Source organism: Frankia sp. RB5, from assembly GCF_059816245.1.
In genome coordinates, this window is record NZ_JCBATA010000058.1 from 1 (window position 1) to 18,053 (window position 18,053).

20 protein-coding genes are annotated in these 18,053 nt (G+C 74.3%); 15 read left to right on the plus strand and 5 right to left on the minus strand.

All coding sequences use genetic code 11. From position 1 onward, the window contains the following. Window positions 1–488 precede the first annotated feature (488 nt). Window positions 489–1,196 (plus strand): arsenate reductase/protein-tyrosine-phosphatase family protein, encoded by a 708-nt coding sequence (locus AC6EXY_RS25135; RefSeq protein ID WP_341477233.1) that lies wholly within the window; start codon window positions 489–491, stop codon window positions 1,194–1,196. Between the two features lie 103 nt (window positions 1,197–1,299). Here the strand turns inward: AC6EXY_RS25135 and AC6EXY_RS25140 are convergent, their stop codons facing one another. After that, complete coding sequence (locus AC6EXY_RS25140) at window positions 1,300–1,737, minus strand: hypothetical protein (RefSeq protein ID WP_101832418.1); 438 nt, start codon at window positions 1,735–1,737, stop codon at window positions 1,300–1,302. A 187-nt stretch (window positions 1,738–1,924) separates the two neighbouring features. Between AC6EXY_RS25140 and AC6EXY_RS25145 the strand changes: the two genes are divergently transcribed. Then, window positions 1,925–2,764, plus strand: a complete 840-nt coding sequence (locus tag AC6EXY_RS25145; protein WP_101832417.1) for an enoyl-CoA hydratase — start codon at window positions 1,925–1,927, stop codon at window positions 2,762–2,764. Window positions 2,765–2,786: 22 nt separating this feature from the next. On the opposite strand, the gene AC6EXY_RS25150 is transcribed toward AC6EXY_RS25145, so the two are convergent. After that, window positions 2,787–3,044, minus strand: coding sequence for an EAL domain-containing protein (locus tag AC6EXY_RS25150; RefSeq protein ID WP_499816542.1), 258 nt, complete (start codon window positions 3,042–3,044; stop codon window positions 2,787–2,789). Window positions 3,045–3,931: 887 nt separating this feature from the next. Between AC6EXY_RS25150 and AC6EXY_RS25155 the strand changes: the two genes are divergently transcribed. The 3 genes from AC6EXY_RS25155 (at window position 3,932) to AC6EXY_RS25165 (ending at window position 6,784) form a co-directional block, all read left to right on the plus strand. Then, entirely contained in the window at window positions 3,932–5,422 is a 1,491-nt protein-coding gene (locus AC6EXY_RS25155; protein WP_101832415.1) for an NAD(P)/FAD-dependent oxidoreductase, read from the plus strand. Window positions 5,423–5,590: 168 nt separating this feature from the next. Further along, window positions 5,591–6,088, plus strand: a complete 498-nt coding sequence (locus AC6EXY_RS25160) for a protein-tyrosine phosphatase family protein (RefSeq protein WP_243407632.1) — start codon at window positions 5,591–5,593, stop codon at window positions 6,086–6,088. 201 nt (window positions 6,089–6,289) lie between these two features. Beyond that, complete coding sequence (locus AC6EXY_RS25165) at window positions 6,290–6,784, plus strand: DUF5666 domain-containing protein (protein ID WP_499842417.1); 495 nt, start codon at window positions 6,290–6,292, stop codon at window positions 6,782–6,784. A 63-nt stretch (window positions 6,785–6,847) separates the two neighbouring features. On the opposite strand, the gene AC6EXY_RS25170 is transcribed toward AC6EXY_RS25165, so the two are convergent. Further along, window positions 6,848–7,054 (minus strand): hypothetical protein, encoded by a 207-nt coding sequence (locus tag AC6EXY_RS25170; protein ID WP_101832413.1) that lies wholly within the window; start codon window positions 7,052–7,054, stop codon window positions 6,848–6,850. Window positions 7,055–7,703: 649 nt separating this feature from the next. On the opposite strand from AC6EXY_RS25170, the gene AC6EXY_RS25175 reads away from it, so the two are divergent. The 3 genes from AC6EXY_RS25175 (at window position 7,704) to AC6EXY_RS25185 (ending at window position 9,994) form a co-directional block, all read left to right on the plus strand. Further along, the gene (locus AC6EXY_RS25175; protein WP_499816541.1) at window positions 7,704–8,552 is read left to right on the plus strand and encodes a class I SAM-dependent methyltransferase; all 849 of its coding nucleotides are present in this window, start codon (window positions 7,704–7,706) and stop codon (window positions 8,550–8,552) included. A 5-nt stretch (window positions 8,553–8,557) separates the two neighbouring features. Then, window positions 8,558–9,610 carry a phosphotransferase family protein gene (locus AC6EXY_RS25180; protein ID WP_499816540.1) on the plus strand — a complete coding sequence of 351 codons (1,053 nt, stop codon included), beginning with the start codon at window positions 8,558–8,560 and terminating at the stop codon, window positions 9,608–9,610. 81 nt (window positions 9,611–9,691) lie between these two features. Beyond that, the gene (locus tag AC6EXY_RS25185) at window positions 9,692–9,994 is read left to right on the plus strand and encodes a TFIIB-type zinc ribbon-containing protein (protein ID WP_101832429.1); all 303 of its coding nucleotides are present in this window, start codon (window positions 9,692–9,694) and stop codon (window positions 9,992–9,994) included. Between the two features lie 5 nt (window positions 9,995–9,999). Here the strand turns inward: AC6EXY_RS25185 and AC6EXY_RS25190 are convergent, their stop codons facing one another. Next, window positions 10,000–11,079, minus strand: coding sequence for a winged helix DNA-binding domain-containing protein (locus AC6EXY_RS25190; RefSeq protein ID WP_101832411.1), 1,080 nt, complete (start codon window positions 11,077–11,079; stop codon window positions 10,000–10,002). A gap of 59 nt (window positions 11,080–11,138) precedes the next feature. Here AC6EXY_RS25190 and AC6EXY_RS25195 point away from each other — a divergent pair, with 59 nt between their 5' ends. Beyond that, complete coding sequence (locus AC6EXY_RS25195; protein ID WP_101832410.1) at window positions 11,139–11,579, plus strand: nitroreductase family deazaflavin-dependent oxidoreductase; 441 nt, start codon at window positions 11,139–11,141, stop codon at window positions 11,577–11,579. A 4-nt stretch (window positions 11,580–11,583) separates the two neighbouring features. Here AC6EXY_RS25195 and AC6EXY_RS25200 read toward each other — a convergent pair whose 3' ends face one another. Further along, window positions 11,584–12,288: an ABC transporter permease gene (locus AC6EXY_RS25200; RefSeq protein WP_243407631.1), complete on the minus strand. Its 705-nt coding sequence runs from the start codon at window positions 12,286–12,288 to the stop codon at window positions 11,584–11,586. Window positions 12,289–12,476: 188 nt separating this feature from the next. On the opposite strand from AC6EXY_RS25200, the gene AC6EXY_RS25205 reads away from it, so the two are divergent. The 6 genes from AC6EXY_RS25205 to AC6EXY_RS25230 all read left to right on the plus strand — a co-directional run bounded on the left by AC6EXY_RS25205 (window position 12,477) and on the right by AC6EXY_RS25230 (window position 17,790). Continuing rightward, window positions 12,477–12,830, plus strand: a complete 354-nt coding sequence (locus tag AC6EXY_RS25205) for a hypothetical protein (protein ID WP_101832408.1) — start codon at window positions 12,477–12,479, stop codon at window positions 12,828–12,830. 4 nt (window positions 12,831–12,834) lie between these two features. Continuing rightward, on the plus strand, window positions 12,835–13,281 hold the full coding sequence (locus AC6EXY_RS25210; protein WP_499816539.1) for a hypothetical protein: 447 nt from the start codon (window positions 12,835–12,837) through the stop codon (window positions 13,279–13,281). A 9-nt stretch (window positions 13,282–13,290) separates the two neighbouring features. Continuing rightward, entirely contained in the window at window positions 13,291–15,825 is a 2,535-nt protein-coding gene (gene pepN, locus AC6EXY_RS25215) for an aminopeptidase N (RefSeq protein WP_101832406.1), read from the plus strand. A 280-nt stretch (window positions 15,826–16,105) separates the two neighbouring features. Further along, the gene (locus tag AC6EXY_RS25220) at window positions 16,106–16,681 is read left to right on the plus strand and encodes a DUF6529 family protein (protein WP_101832405.1); all 576 of its coding nucleotides are present in this window, start codon (window positions 16,106–16,108) and stop codon (window positions 16,679–16,681) included. A gap of 19 nt (window positions 16,682–16,700) precedes the next feature. After that, window positions 16,701–17,171 (plus strand): Rieske (2Fe-2S) protein, encoded by a 471-nt coding sequence (locus tag AC6EXY_RS25225; protein ID WP_101832404.1) that lies wholly within the window; start codon window positions 16,701–16,703, stop codon window positions 17,169–17,171. Further along, window positions 17,164–17,790: an FHA domain-containing protein gene (locus AC6EXY_RS25230; protein WP_499816538.1), complete on the plus strand. Its 627-nt coding sequence runs from the start codon at window positions 17,164–17,166 to the stop codon at window positions 17,788–17,790. The genes AC6EXY_RS25225 and AC6EXY_RS25230 overlap by 8 nt, the downstream gene beginning before the upstream one ends. The last annotated feature ends 263 nt before the right edge of the window (window positions 17,791–18,053 follow it).

The following is an 18,053-nucleotide window of genomic DNA, read 5'->3' on the forward strand; positions in this document are numbered from 1 at the left end:
CCCACGTCCCCGGCAGCCGGCGGCCCCGGCACGGCCACCCTCCCGGCCAGGCCTGGCGCCCCGGCGGCCCGCCCGCGCCGCGCTGCCCACCCCGTCGACCGGGGATCCCCGTCGCGGTCCATGACATTCCGGCACGCGTCGGACGCGCAGCGCGCGGCGAGGGTGACCCGCGCCCGCGCCGCCGCCCGTCCACCGCCGCCGGGTACGCGACGGACCAGGTAGTTGACCAGCCAGCGGGCCCCGTGACGGATCCCGCCCGATGGCAGCGAACCGGGACTGATACGAAAATTCAGGCCTGGGCTTCGCGCGCCGACCTGTAGGATGGGTTCAATGCTCGTAATTCACTCCCTAACGCCATTCGGCGACAGCTCTCTCGAAATTTCGTCCAGCAAAGTCTCCTATCAGCGGGTGATGTGCCCGTCCAGGCAAGCGACGGTGACAGTGATGTCACCATTGCGTCAGCCGGGCGGCTCCTCGACGGATGGCCGGTGACGCTCCAGGTGACTCCCCCGCAGATCCCCGACGCGATGGCCACACGGCCACCAGCGCCCGCGCCGCCCGGCTGCCGCCCCGGCGCCTCGGCGGTCGCCGCGCGCCCCGCCCGGCCGGAGGCCGGCGTGCCCCGCCCGCCCGCGGTCCTGTTCGTCTGCGAGCGCAACGCCGGGCGTTCCCAGATGGGTGCCGCCCTGCTCGATCAGCACAGCCACGGTCGGGTCCAGGCGAGGTCGGCCGGGCCCGCGCCCGCGGCGACCGTCGCCGCGCCGGTCGTCGAGGCGATGGCCGAGATCGGCATCGACCTGTCCGAGGCCAGCCCCACCCGGCTCACCGACGAGGCGGTGCGCACCGCCTCCGTCGTCATCAGCATGGGCTGCGGCGAGGCACTCCCGATCTACCCGCACACCCGCTACCTGCACTGGGAGCTGGAGGACCCGGCCGAGATGCGGGTGGAGGAGGTCCGGCCGATCCGCGACGAGATCGACGCGCGGGTACGCGCCCTGCTCTACAGCCTCGGCGTCGCGGCCCGGGTCGGTCTGCTGCGCGACCAGCCGGACCGCGGCACCGGCCCCGGCCAGTCCGGGTATCCGCAGACCGGCCACATGCAGGCCGGCCACGCGCCGTCCGGGCCGCGACGGCTGCTCACCCCGCCGCCACGCGCCCGGGTGTCCCCCGTGCGGCCCGCCCGCTCGGCGATCTGACCGGTGCGGGCGACGCCCCCGCCCGCCGGCGGCGGCGGCACCCGCACGCCGCCGCCGACGCGCGCCTGACCCGGGCGCGCCCGGCCGGCGACACGCGCCGCCGCTACTCGGCGGCTATCCGCCCCACGTGGGCGACCGTGCACGTCAGCGTCGTGCCGCTGGGCACGTCCACCCCGACAGGACGAACCGTGAACGAATCCGTGGCACCCGAACGCACCCGGAAGACCGAGGCCAGCCCACTCTCGATCTTGCTGTCGTTCGCCTTCACGTCGATCTGGATCACGTAGTTCGACCGTTTCGACGAGCCGTTGTGCACCTCCCCGCGGACGACGGCGCGGTGGTTGTCGGCGTCGCGCACGCAGCTGGTGACCCGCACGTCGGCCGCCGCGTCGGAGCCGGACGAGGAACAACCGGCGAGCAGCGCTCCGCAGCCGGCGGTGAGCCCGAGGGCAAGCCCGCCCGCGAGCGAACGGACGGTCGGATGGATCGGATGGGCCGAGCGGGCGGCCGCCACGGTGCCGCGATCACGCGTATGCCACATCTGCTCAGACTATGAGTCCCTCGCCACACCGGCCGGCCGCTCCCCGCTTCCCATCTGTCGCCTCCCCGACCCGTTCGCTCGCCACGCACCCTCCCGGCGACCACCGCCGCCACCGCCCCGGCGTGCCCGCTCCGCCCAGCGGCGCAACAGCTCGCCGCCGGGCGCGATAGTGGGACATACTCCGCCGGTGAGCGAGATCCTGACCGTCGAGACGTCCGGCACCACGCGGTTGATCACCCTCAACCGGCCGCACGCCCGCAACGCGCTGAGCGGTGCGCTTGTCATCGCCCTGTACGACGCGCTGATCGACGCCGACGCGGATCCGGCGGTGCGGGCGGTCGTCCTGACCGGGGCGGACCCGGCGTTCTGCGCCGGCGTCGACCTGAAGGAGGCCGCCCGCGACAGCGAGGCCTACGCCGCTGCCTACCGCGACCACGACTGCTTCGCTCAGGTCGGCCGGATGCGGACCCCGATCATCGCCGCCGTCAACGGGGCCGCCTTCACCGGCGGTCTGGAGATCGCCGTGAGCTGCGACTTCCTCATCGCCTCCGAGCGCGCCATCTTCGCCGACAGTCACGTGCGGGTCGGGATCCTGCCCGGCGGCGGGCTGACCGCGCACCTGCCGCCGCTGATCGGCATCGGCAACGCCCGGTGGATGTCGATGACGGGTGCCGTCGTCGGCGCCGAGCAGGCGCTGCGCATGGGACTGGTCGCCGAGGTGATGCCGCACGAGCTGCTGCGCGTGCGGGCGCTGGAGCTCGGCGCGGCGATCGGCGAGGCGGACCCCGCCACGATGCGCGAGCTCAGGCAGATCTACGCCCAGGGGGCCGCGACCTACACGGAGCCGGCCCGCGCGGCGGAGGCACGCGCGGCCCTGGCTCGCCCCCCGGCGTTCGACGGCATGGACGAGCGGCGGGCCACCGTCTTCGCCGGCAACCGGGCCCGGCTGGCTGCCTCGCCGGCGGCATCCGGCCGGTCGGATTCTCCGCGGTCCACGACCTCGCCGGACGGTCGGACCGCGGGCTGAGCACACCCCGCGGCCGAGCGCGTCACGGCCCGAACACACCCGCGGGATCGGCTCGGTGCGGGGTGTCGAGCCAGCGGGCGAGCGCGTCGGCGGGCAGCGGCGCGCAGAACAGGTAGCCCTGGGCGCTGTCGCAGCGCACCCGCCGGAGCCGTTCGAGCCGCGCCTCGGTCTCGACGCCCTCGGCGGTGACGGTCAGCCCGAGGGAGTGGTAGTCGTACATCCGCGCGGCGCTGGGTCGGTCGGTGTCGACGCCAGTGGCCCATCCGGGCACCTCATCCATGATCATCCTCCCCGCTGGACGGCAGCCGGATACGCACGGTGAGAGGATTGTCCACCATCGCCACGTTCGTCACCAACAGCCCCCCACCCACTACGGGTGATCACCTCCGCCACCCTTCGCCACCGATGAGCGCGGTCAGACGCCGACCCACCGCGAGCGCCGGCGGAGTGCGGTGACGGCCCCCACCCAGGCGACGCCGGCACCGCACTCCACGGCCGGGGAATCGGCGTTCCGGAAAGTTCTGACCAAACCAGGATGATGGGCGCCAGGACGGGCAAAGGACCAGTTCCCACCGACGGCGGCACGCGCCCGGTCACGCGCATCCGCCCCGCGGCGGCCGCCGATGAAGCCGCACGCGTCGCCGACGGTGCCGAAGAACGAGCACCGCCCGAAGGCGTGGCCATCAAGGCACCGTTGATGAATGCGGCGCCGGAATACCCGGATTCGTTGTACCGGACTCGGCGGAACATACCCGAGACCGGCCCGGCCCGCCCGCCGGGGCACCGTCAAATCGGGGCCCAAGAACCCGCCATGATCGTGGTCCTGTCCGGCGCGGCCCCGCCGACCTCGGCCTGAGCGGGGACTGTATGGTGAACAGGGAGCGCTACCGGGCCCTATTTCCGAGCCGGCGCCACACACCTCCACGCCACCGACGGTTCGCCCGTGCGTCGATCGACGTCCGGACTATGCGCACCGCCATCCGCCGGAAGTGTGTTCCGTGCCACATATCCATAGCCGATGCTCCTGGGCGAGGTGACGATGAACACGATCCCTCGGCCGCTAATCGGCGGAAAATAGTCGGTGGAGACCAACGTGCTCTCGGGGATACGGTCTCCGCGGCGCCAACGGGCACCGCTGGGAGTCAAGAGGTTGAGCGGAGAAGGATCGTGACCACGGACAGCGCCCGCACAGGGCATGCCGACGAACCGGAACGGCTCGAGGGGCGGCGCAGCTCCCCGCACCGCGTGGTGATCATCGGCTCCGGCTTCGGCGGATTGTTCACCGCGCAGGCTCTTCGCAAGGCGCCCGTCGAGATCACTCTGGTCGCCAAGACCACCCATCACCTGTTCCAGCCGCTGCTCTACCAGGTGGCGACGGGCATCCTGTCGGAGGGCGAGATCGCCCCGACCACCCGCGAGGTGCTCAGCCGCCAGGACAACGCCCAGGTCGTCCTGGGTGAGGTGACGACCATCGACGTGAAGGCGCGCACCGTCACGTCGCAGCTGCTCGGGCGCACCACCGTGCACCCGTACGACAGCCTCGTCGTCGCCGCCGGCGCCGGTCAGTCGTACTTCGGCAACGACCAGTTCGCCACGCACGCCCCCGGCATGAAGAGCATCGACGACGCGCTGGAGCTGCGCGGCCGGATCTTCGGGATGTTCGAGCTCGCCGAGGGCTCGACCGACCCGGCCGACGTCGAGCGGCTGCTGACCTTCGTCGTGGTCGGCGCGGGCCCCACCGGCGTGGAGATGGCCGGCCAGATCGCCGAGCTGTCACGCCGCACGCTGCGCCGCGACTTCCGCAGCATCGACCCGACCAAGGCCCGGGTCATCCTGCTCGACGCCGCGCCCGCCGTGCTGCCGCCGTTCGGCGAGCGGCTCGGCGAGAAGGCCGCCGAGAAGCTGGAGAAGATCGGCGTCGAGGTGCAGCTCGGCGCCAAGGTCGTGAACGTCAATGCCACCGGCATCGAGGTCGAGGACTCGGACGGCACCCGCCGCCGGATCGACTCGGTCTGCAAGGTCTGGGCCGCGGGTGTCGCCGCGAGCCCGCTCGGCAAGCAGCTCGCCGAGCAGACCGGCGCGAAGATCGACCGGGCCGGCCGCGTCGAGGTGCTGCCCGACCTGACCCTGCCGGGCCACCCGGAGGTCTTCGTCATCGGCGACATGATGAGCCTCGACCGGCTGCCGGGCGTGGCCCAGGTCGCGATCCAGGGCGGCCGTCACGCCGCCAAGGAGATCAAGGGCTGGGTCGCAGGCAAGCGGACCGGGAACCCGTTCAAGTACCACGACAAGGGCAGCATGGCCACCATCTCGCGGTTCAGCGCGGTGGCCAAGATCGGTAGCGTCCAGATCACCGGCTTCATCGCCTGGCTGCTCTGGCTGGCCGTGCACCTCGTCTACATCATCGGTTTCAAGCACCGCCTGACGACGCTGCTGCACTGGACGGTCAGCTTCATCGGCCGCGGCCGGTCGGAGCGCACCGTCACCGAGCAGCAGATCTTCGCCCGGGCGGCACTGCAACGCCTCGGGGAGAACTTCGCCCCGTCGCTGCCGCCCGAAGCCGACCAGGCGCCGTCCTGGAACGGCGCGGCGCGCTCGCAGGTCCCCGCCCAGTCGAACGGCACGGGTGACGGCGCCCGCAAACCGTCGCGCGTCTGACGCCACCCGCCAGGCGACCAACGGCAGCCCGGCTTCGGGAGAGCACGTCCTCCCGGAGCCGGGCTGTTCGGCGTCCCGGGCATCCGGCCGACCGGCCGCCGCGGCCTCGCACCCGGCCCACCGGCCCGCCCCCTCGTGGCCCACGCCCGGGGAATGGGATCCTCGCCCATGGGCGCCGACCACTCCCCCGACCGTCCCGCATCGGCCAGATCGTCATCACGGCGTCCCGACCGCGCGCTGCCCGCAGCGATCATGTTGCCCGGCGGCGGCTGGATCCGGGCCCGCGGGCTACGCCATCCGGCCCCACCCGGCGACACCCCCGACCTCGGTCTCTATCTCGGCGGGACCCGCCTGCGCAAGCGGCACGACGCCCTGCTGACCTGGCCGCACGTCTGGATCGACTGGCCGGACTTCCTGCTGCCCCGCGATCCCGCGGCGGCCGCCTCGGCCATCCGCGACCTGCACGCACGCGCCGGCGCCGGCGAGCGGGTGGAGCTCGCCTGCGGCGGCGGGGTGGGCCGCACCGGCACGGTCCTCGCCTGCCTCGCGGTCCTCGACGGCCACGCCCCCGCGGACGCGGTGGCCTGGGCGCGGTCGGCGCACCATCCACGCGCCGTCGAAACGCCGTGGCAACGTCGTTGGGTCGCCCGGTTCCCCCGGCTCTGAGCGACGGGTCGCGGCGCGGTGGCGCCCCCCGCGCCCCCGCCGGTGCGCCCCGGTCGGCTCAGATCCCGTTCACACGCACGGCTCGCACGATGGTGCCGCAGCGCGCCGCGGCGGCGCGTGCCGCCGGGCCTCCCGGCCGTCCGTCTCCGGGCGGTCGGCCCTGCTCGGGTGCCGGCGTGATGACGACAGGGAAGGACGGCGATGATGCGCAGCTTCCGGACCGGACGGCGAGGCGCGGTCGCGGCCGCGGCCGGCATGCTCGGGTTGGGCCTCGGGATCGGGGTCGGACTCAGCGGTACCGCCGCCTCGGCGGCCCCCGCGCCGGAGCACGGCCCGAGGGCCACGGCGCCCCGCGCGGCCGGCGATCACCCCCGCCTCGCCGAGGCCCGGCGGCTGTTCGGCGGTGACGGCTCCGGTCGGGGCCTGCACGGCGAGGCGACGATCAGGACCGACAAGGGCCTGGAGGTGGTCGATGGCCAGCGCGGGACGGTGTCCGCGATCAGTGCGACGTCGATCAGCGTGACCAGCGAGGACGGCTTCGCCGCCACCTACGTGATCAACGGCAACACGAAGATCCGCGCGGATCGCGCGGACGCGACGATCACCGACCTCCACCAGGGCGACTCGGTGGTCGTCCGCGCCCGGACGACGAACGGCACCCGCACCGCGGTGTTCGTTCGCGAACCGAAGCGGTAGGCCCGACAGACACGCCAGGCGCGGGGCCAGGTTGGCGCGGGGCGAGGGTGGCGCGGGCGAGGGTCAGGCGGAGGGGGCCTGACCGTCGCCGCCGTCGTCCCCGGACCGGTGGCCGGCCGCGTCGGGATCCGCGGCCCGGACCAGCCGGCAGTGCGGGCACTCGCCGCCGGGCCGGGGCATGGTCTTCAGCGCCTTGCGGGGATGTCGGCCCCGATGCTCCGGACAACGCAGGTAGAGAAAGTCCGCCTGCACCGGGAGCGGCTTGGTCATCGCGGCGGGATCTTTCCGGTCCCGCCGCACTCCCGACACTTTATGTTGGCATCACCGTCGAACAGTCCGTCGGCGTCCCGCTCGGCCTGCGGACGGGTCTGGTAACGGGTGCCGTTGCAGGACGGGCAGGTCATGAGGCCCAGGCTGACGCGCTCATCGGGCGGCCGAAAGAACCTGCTCGATCTTTTTCGTGCTCTGGACACGGGAACGAGAATGCCCGGCGCGGCAACCTCCGTCCAGGGCCCTCCGGCCTGAGACAAATGACCGGTACAAAGCGTCATACGAACACCTCACAAGTCTTTCATCAGCCATTTTTCGCGTCCTTCCGGACACCGGAGCCATTCTCACGGCCCGGGGCCTCGACGGTCGGGCGCGCGGCGCCTCCCGCCCGTGGCATGCCGCGGCCCCGACGGTGCGCCCGGGCACGGCAGTACGCCAGAGACACGGCGGTGCGCCCCGGACACGGCGGTGCGCCCGGGCACGGCGAGCACCGTCACCGCGCCGATGGTCCACCAGCGTCCGCCAGACGACGGACCAGCGAGGACCGTCCTGCTCCGGTCTCATACGATTCCAGCGGACCATCCGCACTATCAGGGCAGCCGCCGCCTGGCGCGACGACACGTCCACCGGGAAGAGGACAAGGGCACCGATGACGGACGGCGCTACGCACGTGCGGACGAACAGGGCGCGCTGGAACGAGATCTCCGACGACTACCAGCGGCTCAACGGCCCGCAGATCCGCCAGCAGGCGTTCACCGGCGACATCTCCTGGGGACTGTGGGAGATCCCGGAGTCGCGGCTCGGGGTGCTCGGCGAGGTCGCCGGGCGGGACGTGCTGGAGATGGGCTGCGGCGGCGGGCAGTGGTCCACCGCGCTGGTGCGCCGCGGCGCACGGGCCGTCGGGCTGGACCTGTCCGAGCGCCAGCTCCTGCACAGCCGCCGGCTCGCCGCCGACACCGGGCTGACCTTCCCGTTGGTGCAGGCCAGCGCCGAGGCCGTGCCGTTCGCGGACGCGTCCTTCGACATCGTCTTCGCCGACCACGGGGCGTTCAGCTTCGCCGACCCGTTGCGGGCGGTGCCGGAGGCGGCCCGGGTGCTGCGACCCGGCGGCCTGCTCGCCTTCAGCCACGTCAGCCCGATCTACGAGATCACCGTGCGGCCCGGCCGCAACGCCCCCGGCACCCGGCTGACCCGCGACTACTTCGGCCTGCGCCTGGTCGCCGAGGCGGACGGCCTGGTCAGCATGAACCTGCCGTACGGCAGCTGGATCCGGCTGTTCCGCGACAGCGGTCTGATCGTCGAGGACCTGCTGGAGCCCCGCCCGCCGGCATCCACCGGTGACATGCCCGCCGCGGAGGTGTCCGACGCGGAGGTGTCCGACGCGGGCGGCTCGACGCGGGAGCGGGCCGAGGCCTCCGCGCCCGAACGCGGCGACGAGGCCTGGGCCCACCGTTGGCCGTCCGAGTGCATCTGGCGCCTGCGCAAGCCCACCCGCTGACACCCGTGGACGGCGAGGCCGGGCTGGTGGCCGGGATGGCTCGGCTGGCCGCGCGCCTGCCCTCGACCGGCCGGGTCGCCGGGACCGGCGAGCCCCCGTCCATCCTGTCGCGGCGCGCCGACCGGCTTGTCGTGCGCCGCGGCGACGTCGTGCTCAAGGCGCATCCGGACGGCACGGATCCCCGGCACCTCGCCGCCCGGCTGGGCATCGCCGCCCGGTCGGACCTCGCCGGCGTCCTGCTCCCCCCGCTGACCAGCACCCCGATGCGGGTCGGCGCCCGTCTGGTCAGCGCCTGGCCGGCGGGCCGCGCGCTCGGCCCGCGCGACGCCGACGCGGCTCCGTGGGAGCGGGCCGGCGCCCTGCTCGCCCGCCTGCACCGCGCTCCGGTCGGCCTCGGCGACCTCGCCGCGCTGCCGCCCGCCACCGTCCTGCGCCGGCTCGCCGACCGCGTCGCCCGACTGCGCCCGCACGCCGGGCATCCGCTCGTCGACCCGATCCTCGCCGCGACCGCCACCCTCGGCGATCCGTCGGCGGCGGCGGGTCCCGGCCGGCCCACCTCGCTCGTCCACGGCGACTTCCATTTCGGCCAGCTCGTCCACCTCGGACAGCCACCCGCACCACCGGCGGAGCACTGGCGGATCATCGACGTGGACGACCTCGGCCTCGGCGACCCGGCCTGGGACCTGGCCCGCCCGGCCGCCTGGTTCGCCGCGGGCCTGCTCCCGGTGGACCGCTGGGCGCGCTTCCTCGACGCCTACACGGCGCACGGCGGGCCGGCGCTGCCGGGCGGCGACCCGTGGCGGGCGCTCGACCTGCCGGCGCGGGCCCTCACCGTCGAGTACGCCGCGACCGCGGTCGCCGCGCACCTCGATCCCGCTGACCTCGACCCCGCTCACCTCGAACCCACGCGCCTCGAAGCCACGCGCCTCGAAGCCGCGCGCCTCGAAGCCGACTCCCCCGGCGGCCTGGACCAGGCCTCGGCGGCGCTTGTCGAGGCCTGCGGGCGGATCGTGGCGACCGCGGGCCCGGCGTCGTCCTCCCGACGTGTCGGCCACTGACCGCCATCGCGACCGGTAGGCTCCAGAGGACGTCGGCTGTCCCCGCGCCATGATCGGCAGGTCTCGCTCGTGAGCTACACGATGCAGTGCCCGAAGTGCCACGCGATGATGCGGACCTACAACCGCAACGGCATCCAGATCGAGCAGTGCGACGGCTGCCGGGGCATCTTCCTCGACTACGGGGAGCTGGAGGCACTCACGCGCCTGGAGGCGCAGTGGTCGCAGCCCGCGCCGCCCCCTCCGCCCGCGCCGTACGGCCAGCCCGCGCCCTACGCCCAGCCAGGTCCGCACGTCCAGTCAGGTCACTACGCGCAGCCCGCCTGGGGCCACGGCCACGGCCGCTCCCGGCATGGCGGCTTCGCCCGGATGCTGTTCAGTTCCTGATCCGCTCAGCTCACGGCGCTGCCGTCGAGGAAGCGTCGCACGTCGGCGGCCTCCTCGGCGAGCGCCGCGGCGACCGGCGGCGGCCAGGGCCCGCAACCCTCGGGCGGCGCATCACCCTTGAACGGCGCGAGGACGACCCGCCCGGCGGGCATCGTCCAGGTCCCGACGGCCCGGCCGTCGACGAGGATCACCGGCCGGAAGATGCCGTTGCTGGTGACGGCCCGACTGGCGGCGCCCAGCCAGCCGCGGTCCGCCCAGCCGTGCAGGACGGGATCGAACGGCCCGAGCAGGCGCGGCGACGGCAGCCGCGGGCACGGCGGTGCGGAGGTCGCCAGCACGGCGCGCCCATCGTCGCGGGTGACCAGGTCGGCGGCGATGGCCGTGAGGCCGCGGCGGGCGTCGCGCAGGGGCAGGCCCGCCCATCGGGCGAGGTCGCGGTCGTCCGCCGGGCCGTGGCCGGCGAGGTAGCGCCGCGCCAGCTCCGCGAGCGCCGCGTCCCGGTCGAACGGGCGCGGCGGCGGGCCGAGCCAGTCGCGGACCAGCGCGTATGCCTGTTCCCCGGCGACGACCGGGCCACGCACGACGAGTCCCCGGGTCGACGCGACGATGAGCAGGTAGACCATCGCCTGGCCGGCCGTGGGGATCCCGGCCCGCGCGACCCGGCCGCGCAGCTCGTCGCGCGTGCGCGGCCCGTCCGCGGCGAGCGCCCGCTCGACGATCGCCACGCCCCGCTCGGCGTCGTCGGGCGTGACGCCCTCCTCGGCGAGCCGGCGGCGGATCTGCGCGGCCATCCGCGGCGCGGTCAGCTCCCGCAGCCACCAGTGGTCCTCGCTGCGAACGAGGTGCAGCGTGCCCCGGTTGAGCCAGCTCACGACGAGTGTGCGTTCCACCGTCAGGGCACGGTCGACGTCGGCGGCCGTCGTCGCGCGGGTCCGCGGCCGCACCGCCAGCCGCATGCCGCGCGGATCCTGCGCCTGCACGGCGAGCAGCCTGCCGACGGCGTCGACGGCACCCGGTGACGGCGGCCCGCTCAGCCCCTGCGCGGTCAGCCTCGCGGCGATGTCCGACGTCTCCACAGTGGACATCCCATCACCGCGAACGCCACCGCGGGGTGACCGGCCCCGCACTGGTGTTGACTGGTGGCATGCCACTGACAGGTGAGTACGAGCCGAGCCCCGCCGAGTGGGCCCGCAAGCAGGTCGAGGAGTTCGAGAGCTCCGGCGGTACGCAGGGCACCACCTTGCACGGGAGGCCCGTCATCATCCTGACCACACGCGGCGCGAAGTCCGGGAAGATCCGCAAGTCGCCGCTGATGCGCGTCGAGCACGAGGGCGCCTACGCCATTGTCGCGTCCCTCGGCGGGGCGCCGAAGCACCCCGTCTGGTACCACAACGTGGTCGCCGACCCGCGCGTCGAGCTCCAGGACGGCCCGGTCCGCAAGGACTACCTCGCCCGTGAGGTCACCGGCGAGGAGAAGGCCCTGTGGTGGAGCCGCGCCGTCACCGCCTACCCGGACTACGACGACTACCAGCGCAAGACCGACCGCCAGATCCCCGTCTTCGTCCTCGAACCCGCCGGGGCCTGACGGCTCAGCCGCTCCTCGGCGTGTCCGGCGACGGCAGGCGGGCCGGCGCGCCGAGGAGGTAGGCGAGGGCGACGGCCGCGACGCTCTGCGCGCTGAGCTGGCCGATGAGCACGACGGCCTGGAACCGGGCGGCCCCGGCCGGCGACGCGCCGCCGAGCAGCGCGCCGACGAACGTCCCGGGCAGCGTGACCAGCCCGACCGTGCGGGTCTGGTCGAGGGCCGGGACGAGGGCCTCGGCGACGCTGTCACGGGCCACGTCCACGACCGCGCGGCGCGGGGTGGCACCGAGGGCGAGCCACCCCTCCACCTCGTCGCGGCGGTCGCGCAGGCCGGCCGCGAGGCGGCGGCCGGTCAGCGTGCAGGCGGTCATCGTGCCGCCGATGACGCTGCCGGCGAACGCGACCAGGTTGCGCGTGGTCGGCACCAGCGCCTCCACGGCGAAGACCATCCCGATCGTGACCGACGCTCCCAGCAGGCAGGAGATCCCGACGCGGCGGACAGCGGCCGGGAAGCCGGCCAGCCGCCGCGACGCGGTCCCCACCGCAGCCGTCACCATGACCGCGAGCACCGCGACGGTCGCGGCCGGCGCCGCGAACACCCCGCGCAACGCGAGCCCGATGACGGCGAGCTGGATCACCGCCCGCGCGGAGGCGGTCACCACATCGCGCCGCCGCGGCACCCGCGCCCAGGTCAGGGCACCGACCGCCACGGCCAGCAGCAGCCCGAGCCCGGCGGCGAGCCGCAGATCGGCCTCCAGCGCAGCCCCTCTCCGTACCGGCGTCAGGCTCCGTGCGTCATGACCGCCACCATAGTCTCCCCCGCCCGACTCCTACTACCATTCGTAGTAGAGAGGCGGTCGGGGCGGATGCTGACAGATGGCGGGCGGGGGCGGCGCGGATGATCGAGGGTCTGGCGGCCGCGTCGATCGCCTGCGCGCTCGTGGCGGGGGCGGCCTGCGTGGTGCAGGCGCTGCGCGACCGGGCGGTGGGCGTGGGGCTGCTGGCCGCGGCCGGGGTCGCGGAGCTCGTGCTGCTCGCCCAGGTGGTGGGCGCGGTGGCGGAACTCGCCGGCGGCCAGCGCGCCGAACAGCCGGCCGTGTTCGTCCTCTATCTGATCGGCTCGGTCGTGGCGCTGCCGCTGGGGGCGTGGTGGTCGCTGGGCGACCGGTCCCGCTGGGGCAGCGGGGTGCTCGCCGTCGCGTGCTTCGCCGTCGCCATCATCGTCGTCCGGCTCGGCCAGGTCTGGGGGTAGGCGAATGAGCGGGACGCGGACATCGAGCGGGCCGGGGCGGATCCTCGTCACCGTGTACGCGATCTTCGCGGTGGCGGCCTGCTCCCGGTCGGCCGTCCAGATCGCCACCGAGTTCGACCATGCGCGGCTGGCCTACCTGCTGTCGGCGTTCGCCGCCGTCGTCTACGTGGTGGCCACGGTGGCGCTGACCCGGCCGGGTGCCCGCTGGCACCGCGTCGCCGTGGCCGCGTGCGCCACCGAGCTCGCGGGCGTGCTGGCCGTGGGCACGGCGAGTCTCGTCGACAGCTCGGCGTTTCCCGATCAGGCGGTGTGGTCCTCCTACGGCAGCGGCTACCTGTTCATCCCCGTCGTCCTGCCCGTCCTCGGGCTCGCCTGGCTGCGCCGCACCGCTGCCCGCCCGGACCCGAGCGGCGACCTGAACGGCGACACGAGCGGGGCTGGCATCTCGTAGGTTCACGACATGCACACGCTCACCCGGGACGAGGCCGTCACCCGCGCGTCGCTGCTGCGTGTCGACGGCTACGACATCGAGCTGGACCTGACGGCGGCCCGCACGTCGACCGAGTTCACCTCGACGACCAGGGTGCGCTTCAGCCTGCGGGAGCCCGCGGCGCCCGGCGCGTCGACGTTCGCCGAGCTCAAGCCGGCGGCGGTGAGCGACCTGCGGCTCAACGGGCGGCCACTCGACCCGGCCTCGCTCGACGGCAACCGGCTGCCACTGACGGACCTCGAGGCGTCGAACGAGCTCGTCGCGACGACGACGATGCGCTACTCGAACACCGGCGAGGGCCTGCACCGGTTCACCGACCCCGAGGACGGCGAGGTGTACCTGTACGCCCAGACGTTCCTCGACGACGCGCAGCGGATCTTCGCCTGCTTCGACCAGCCCGACCTCAAGGCGCCGGTCCGGCTGACGGTGCAGGCGCCCGCCGGCTGGGTGGTGCGGGCCAACGGGGCCGGACGGCGGACGGCGCCGGGCCGCTTCGCGTTCGCCGAGACGCCGCCGCTGGCGACGTACTTCGTCACCGTGGTCGCCGGGCCGTACCACGTGATCGAGGACAGCCACGACGGGATTCCGCTCGGCCTGCTGTGCCGCCGCTCGCTCGCGCCGCACCTGACAGCCGACGCGGCGGAGATCTTCGAGGTCACGAAGGCCTGTCTGGACCGCTACCACGAGCTGTTCGCCGACCGGTACCCGTTCGGCACCTACGACCAGGCCTTCGTGCCCGAGTTCAACGCCGGCGCGATGGAGAACCCCGGCTGCGTGACCTTCCGCGACGAGTTCGTCTACCGCTCGGCGGTCACCGACACCGAGCGCGAGCTGCGCGCCGTCGTCATCGCGCACGAGATGGCGCACATGTGGTTCGGCGACCTCGTCACCATGCGCTGGTGGGACGACCTGTGGCTCAACGAGTCGTTCGCCGAGTACATGGGCTACCGGATCACCGCCGAGGCGACCCGTTTCACCAGCGCGTGGACCAGCTTCGCCGTCGGCCGCAAGAGCTGGGGCTACGCCGCCGACCAGCGCCCCTCGACCCATCCGGTGGCCCCGGCCGAGGTCGCGGACACCGCGCTCGCGCTGCTGAACTTCGACGGCATCTCCTACGCCAAGGGTGCCTCGGTGCTGCGCCAGCTCGTCGCCTGGGTCGGCGAGGACGCGTTCCGCACCGGCCTGCGCGCCTACTTCGCCGCCCACGCCTACGCCAACGCCTCCCTCGCCGACCTGCTGGCCGCGCTGTCCGAGGCCAGCGGGCGCGACCTCGCCGGCTGGGCCGAGCTGTGGCTGCGCCGCGAGCAGGTCAACACGCTGCGCCCGCACGTCACCCTCGGCGCGGACGGCCGCTTCGCGCAGGTCACGCTGGAGCAGACGGCCCCCGCCGACCATCCGACGCTGCGCCCGCACCGCGTCGCCGTCGGCGTCTACGGCCCCGACGGTGCCGGCCCGATCGTCCAGCTGCGCCGCGTCGAGGTGGACGTCGACCCGGCCGCCCCCGACGGCCGCACCGACCTGCCCGCGCTGGTCGGCACGCCGGCCGGCCGGCTGCTGCTCGTCAACGACGGCGACCTGACCTACGCGAAGGTCCGCTTCACCCCGAACGACCTGGCCGCGCTGCCGGACGTGCTCCCCCGCATCGCCGACCCGCTGGCCCGCGCGGTGATCTGGGCGGCCGCCGCCGACGCCACCCGCGACGCCGACTGGCCCGCCGCCGACTACCTCACGCTCGCCACCACGGCGCTGCCGCACGAATCCCAGCTCGCCATCCTCGAGGACGCGCTGCGCTTCGCCCGCACCACCGCGCTCACCCGTTACCTGGCCCCCGAGGGACGCCGCGGCGCCGCGGCCCGCCTGCACGCGATGTGCCGCGCGGTGCTGACGCAGGCCGACCCGGGCAGCGGCCGTCAGCTGTCCGCGGCGCGTGGCGCCATCGGCTGCGCGGGTCCCGCCGAGGCGCCCATCCTTGCCGCGTGGCTGGCCGGCGACGACGTGCCGGCGGGCCTCGTCGTCGACCCGGAGCTGCGCTGGACGCTGCTGCACCGGCTGGTCGTGCTCGGCCGGGCCGGCGAGGCGGAGATCACCGCGGAGGGGCAACGCGACCGCAGCGCCCGCGCCGCCGAGCATGCCGCCCGCGCCCGCGCCGCCCTCGCCGACCCGGCGGCGAAGGCCCGCGCCTGGGAGATGATCGTCGCCGACGACGTGGCGTCGGCCCGGCTCGTCGCGGCCAGCGCCGAGGGCTTCTGGCAGCCCGAGCAGGACGAGCTGACCGCCGATTACGTCGACCGTTACTTCGAGCAGATGCCGGCGATGACGTCCCGGCGCAGCCCGCACGCCGCCCGGCAGATCGCCACCGCCGCCTATCCCCAGTACGCCGTCTCCTCGGCGACCCTCGCCGCCGCACGGGCCCTGCTCGACCGCGACGACGTCGACCCCCTGCTGCGCCGCGTCATCGTCGACGCCACCGACGAGCTGCGCCGCGCCGTCCGCGCCCGCGGCTGACCTCCCGCTCGGCCCGTCCCACCAGCCCCACCAGCCCGTACAGCCCCGTACAGCAGCCCGTCCCGACCTGGGAACCCCACCCGTGGCGATCGCCACGGCACTCCCCGTTCCGATCACCACGCCGGGGCCTGTGATGTCTGTCAACCCGAAGACGATCGCCACCACGGCCGATCCGGGTCGGGCAGGTTCCCATGTCAACGACTTCGGAGCCAGGACGGTCGGGGAACGGGACTCCCCGGCGCGACGCTGCGGATCCGGGCTTGCAGCTGAGGGGAACGGGATGACAGTCAACGGGGTACGGGCCGGACGATCACCGGTCTCGGGGACGGCCGCGGCGGGCGCGGCACTGCTGCTGGGCGTGGTGGTCGCCGTGTCGCTGGGGGTGTATGCCGGAGCACACGAGCCCGCCCGGCGCTCCCTATTCACTCTCGGCTTTTCCGGCACACTGCCGATGAAGGCGTGGCTGACGACGATCGCGCTGCTGTTCGTCGTCGTGCAGCTGGTCACGGCGTTGTGGATGTGGGGTCGGCTGCCCGGGGCGGGCTCGGCGCCCGGTTTCGTGGCGCCGCTGCACCGCTGGAGCGGCACGACCGCGTTCGTGCTGACCCTGCCGGTCGCCTTTCACTGCATCTGGTCCCTCGGCTTCGCACACGACGACAGCCGGGTCCTCATCCACAGCCTGCTGGGTTGCGCCTTCTACGGCGCCTACGCGACCAAGATGCTGGGCCTGCGCCTGCGGGGGCTGCCCGGCTGGGCCCTGCCGGTGTTCGGCTCGATGGTCCTCGTCTCGCTCGTCGGCCTGTGGCTGACGGCGTCGCTGTGGTTCTTCACCCAGTCCGGCATTCCCCATGTCTGAGCCGACAGGAACACCAACCATGACTGAGACAGCGAACGCCTCGCCCAGCAGGCGGATCGTCGTCCCCGGCGTCGTCGTCACCGTCGTCGCGGGCGTTGCCGGGTACATCGTGGCCGACCAGAGCGACGCGGCCAAGCCGGCCAGCACGTCCGCGCCAGCCGGATCCGGTGGCGGCGGAACCGGCGGTGGCACCGGCGGCGGTGGCGGCGCGGCGGCGCTGGCCAGGGAGGCCGATGTGGCCGCCGACAGCGGGGTCATCCTGGGCGACCTCGTTCTGACCCGGAACGCGGCCGGCGCCGTGCAGGGCTTCTCCGCCGTCTGCACGCATCAGGGCTGCACGGTGAACGCCGTCTCGGACGGCAGGATCCGCTGCCCCTGCCACGGCAGTGCCTTCGACACCCGCACCGGCGCGCCCGTCGCCGGACCCGCGAAGACCCCGCTGCCGCCCGTCGCGGTGACCGTGCGCGATGGTGAGGTGTTCCGTGCCTGAGCCCCGCATCTCCCCGATCCGGATCATCACCCCGGCCAGCGGCGAGTCCGAGCTGAGCCCCGAACGCGACCACGTCGTCGGCCGCGGCCGCGACTGCGACGTGGTCATCTCCGACGGCCGGGTGTCCCGGCACCACCTTCGCCTCGAACCCACCGTCGACGGCTGGCTGGCCCGCGACATCAGCTCGGGCGGCATCTGGGTGAACGGCGACCGTGCCAGCGTCGTCCCGCTCGCCGGCGGCGAGGTCCGCGTACGCCTCGGCGCGGCGGACGGCCCACAGCTGGTGCTGATCCCGCCCCCTCCCCCGCCGCCCGACGTCTCCACAGAGGAGACCGTCCTGGCCGGCCAGGGCGGCCTGCCCAGAACCGCACCCAGCCGACCCACCCCAACCGCCCGTCCCGTCCCACCCGGCCCACCCGGCCAGGGCGTCCCGGTCGGCCAGCGCATCCCGGCCGGGCAAGCCGTCCCGGCAGGTCAGGCCGCGCCGGCCGGGCAGGGGGCGCCGGCCGCGGGCTCGGGGCAGCCGACGGCGCAGGCGGCCTTCCTGCGGGCGCTGCCGACCTTCGTGTGGCTTGCGGCGATCGGCTTCTTCCTCGGCGCGCTGCTCGCCCTGTCCTGACCGTCACCACCTTCGCCGCACTCCGCCTGGCCTCGGCCAGCCGCGCGACGAGGTACACACCTCGTGGCCGGCCGGCCAGGTCAGCCCGGCCGCGTTCCGCGGAACGCAATCGCTTGTCAGGAAATCGCCGGAGCACCCGCGGGCGGCAACTCACCCCGCGGCGAAACGTTCCGCGGAACGCGATCCCTGACCGGAGTCCGTGGCGGCGGCAGGCGCGTCACGGGGGCGGACGCCCCCGAGGAGTGCGTCGGTGTTCGCCGACG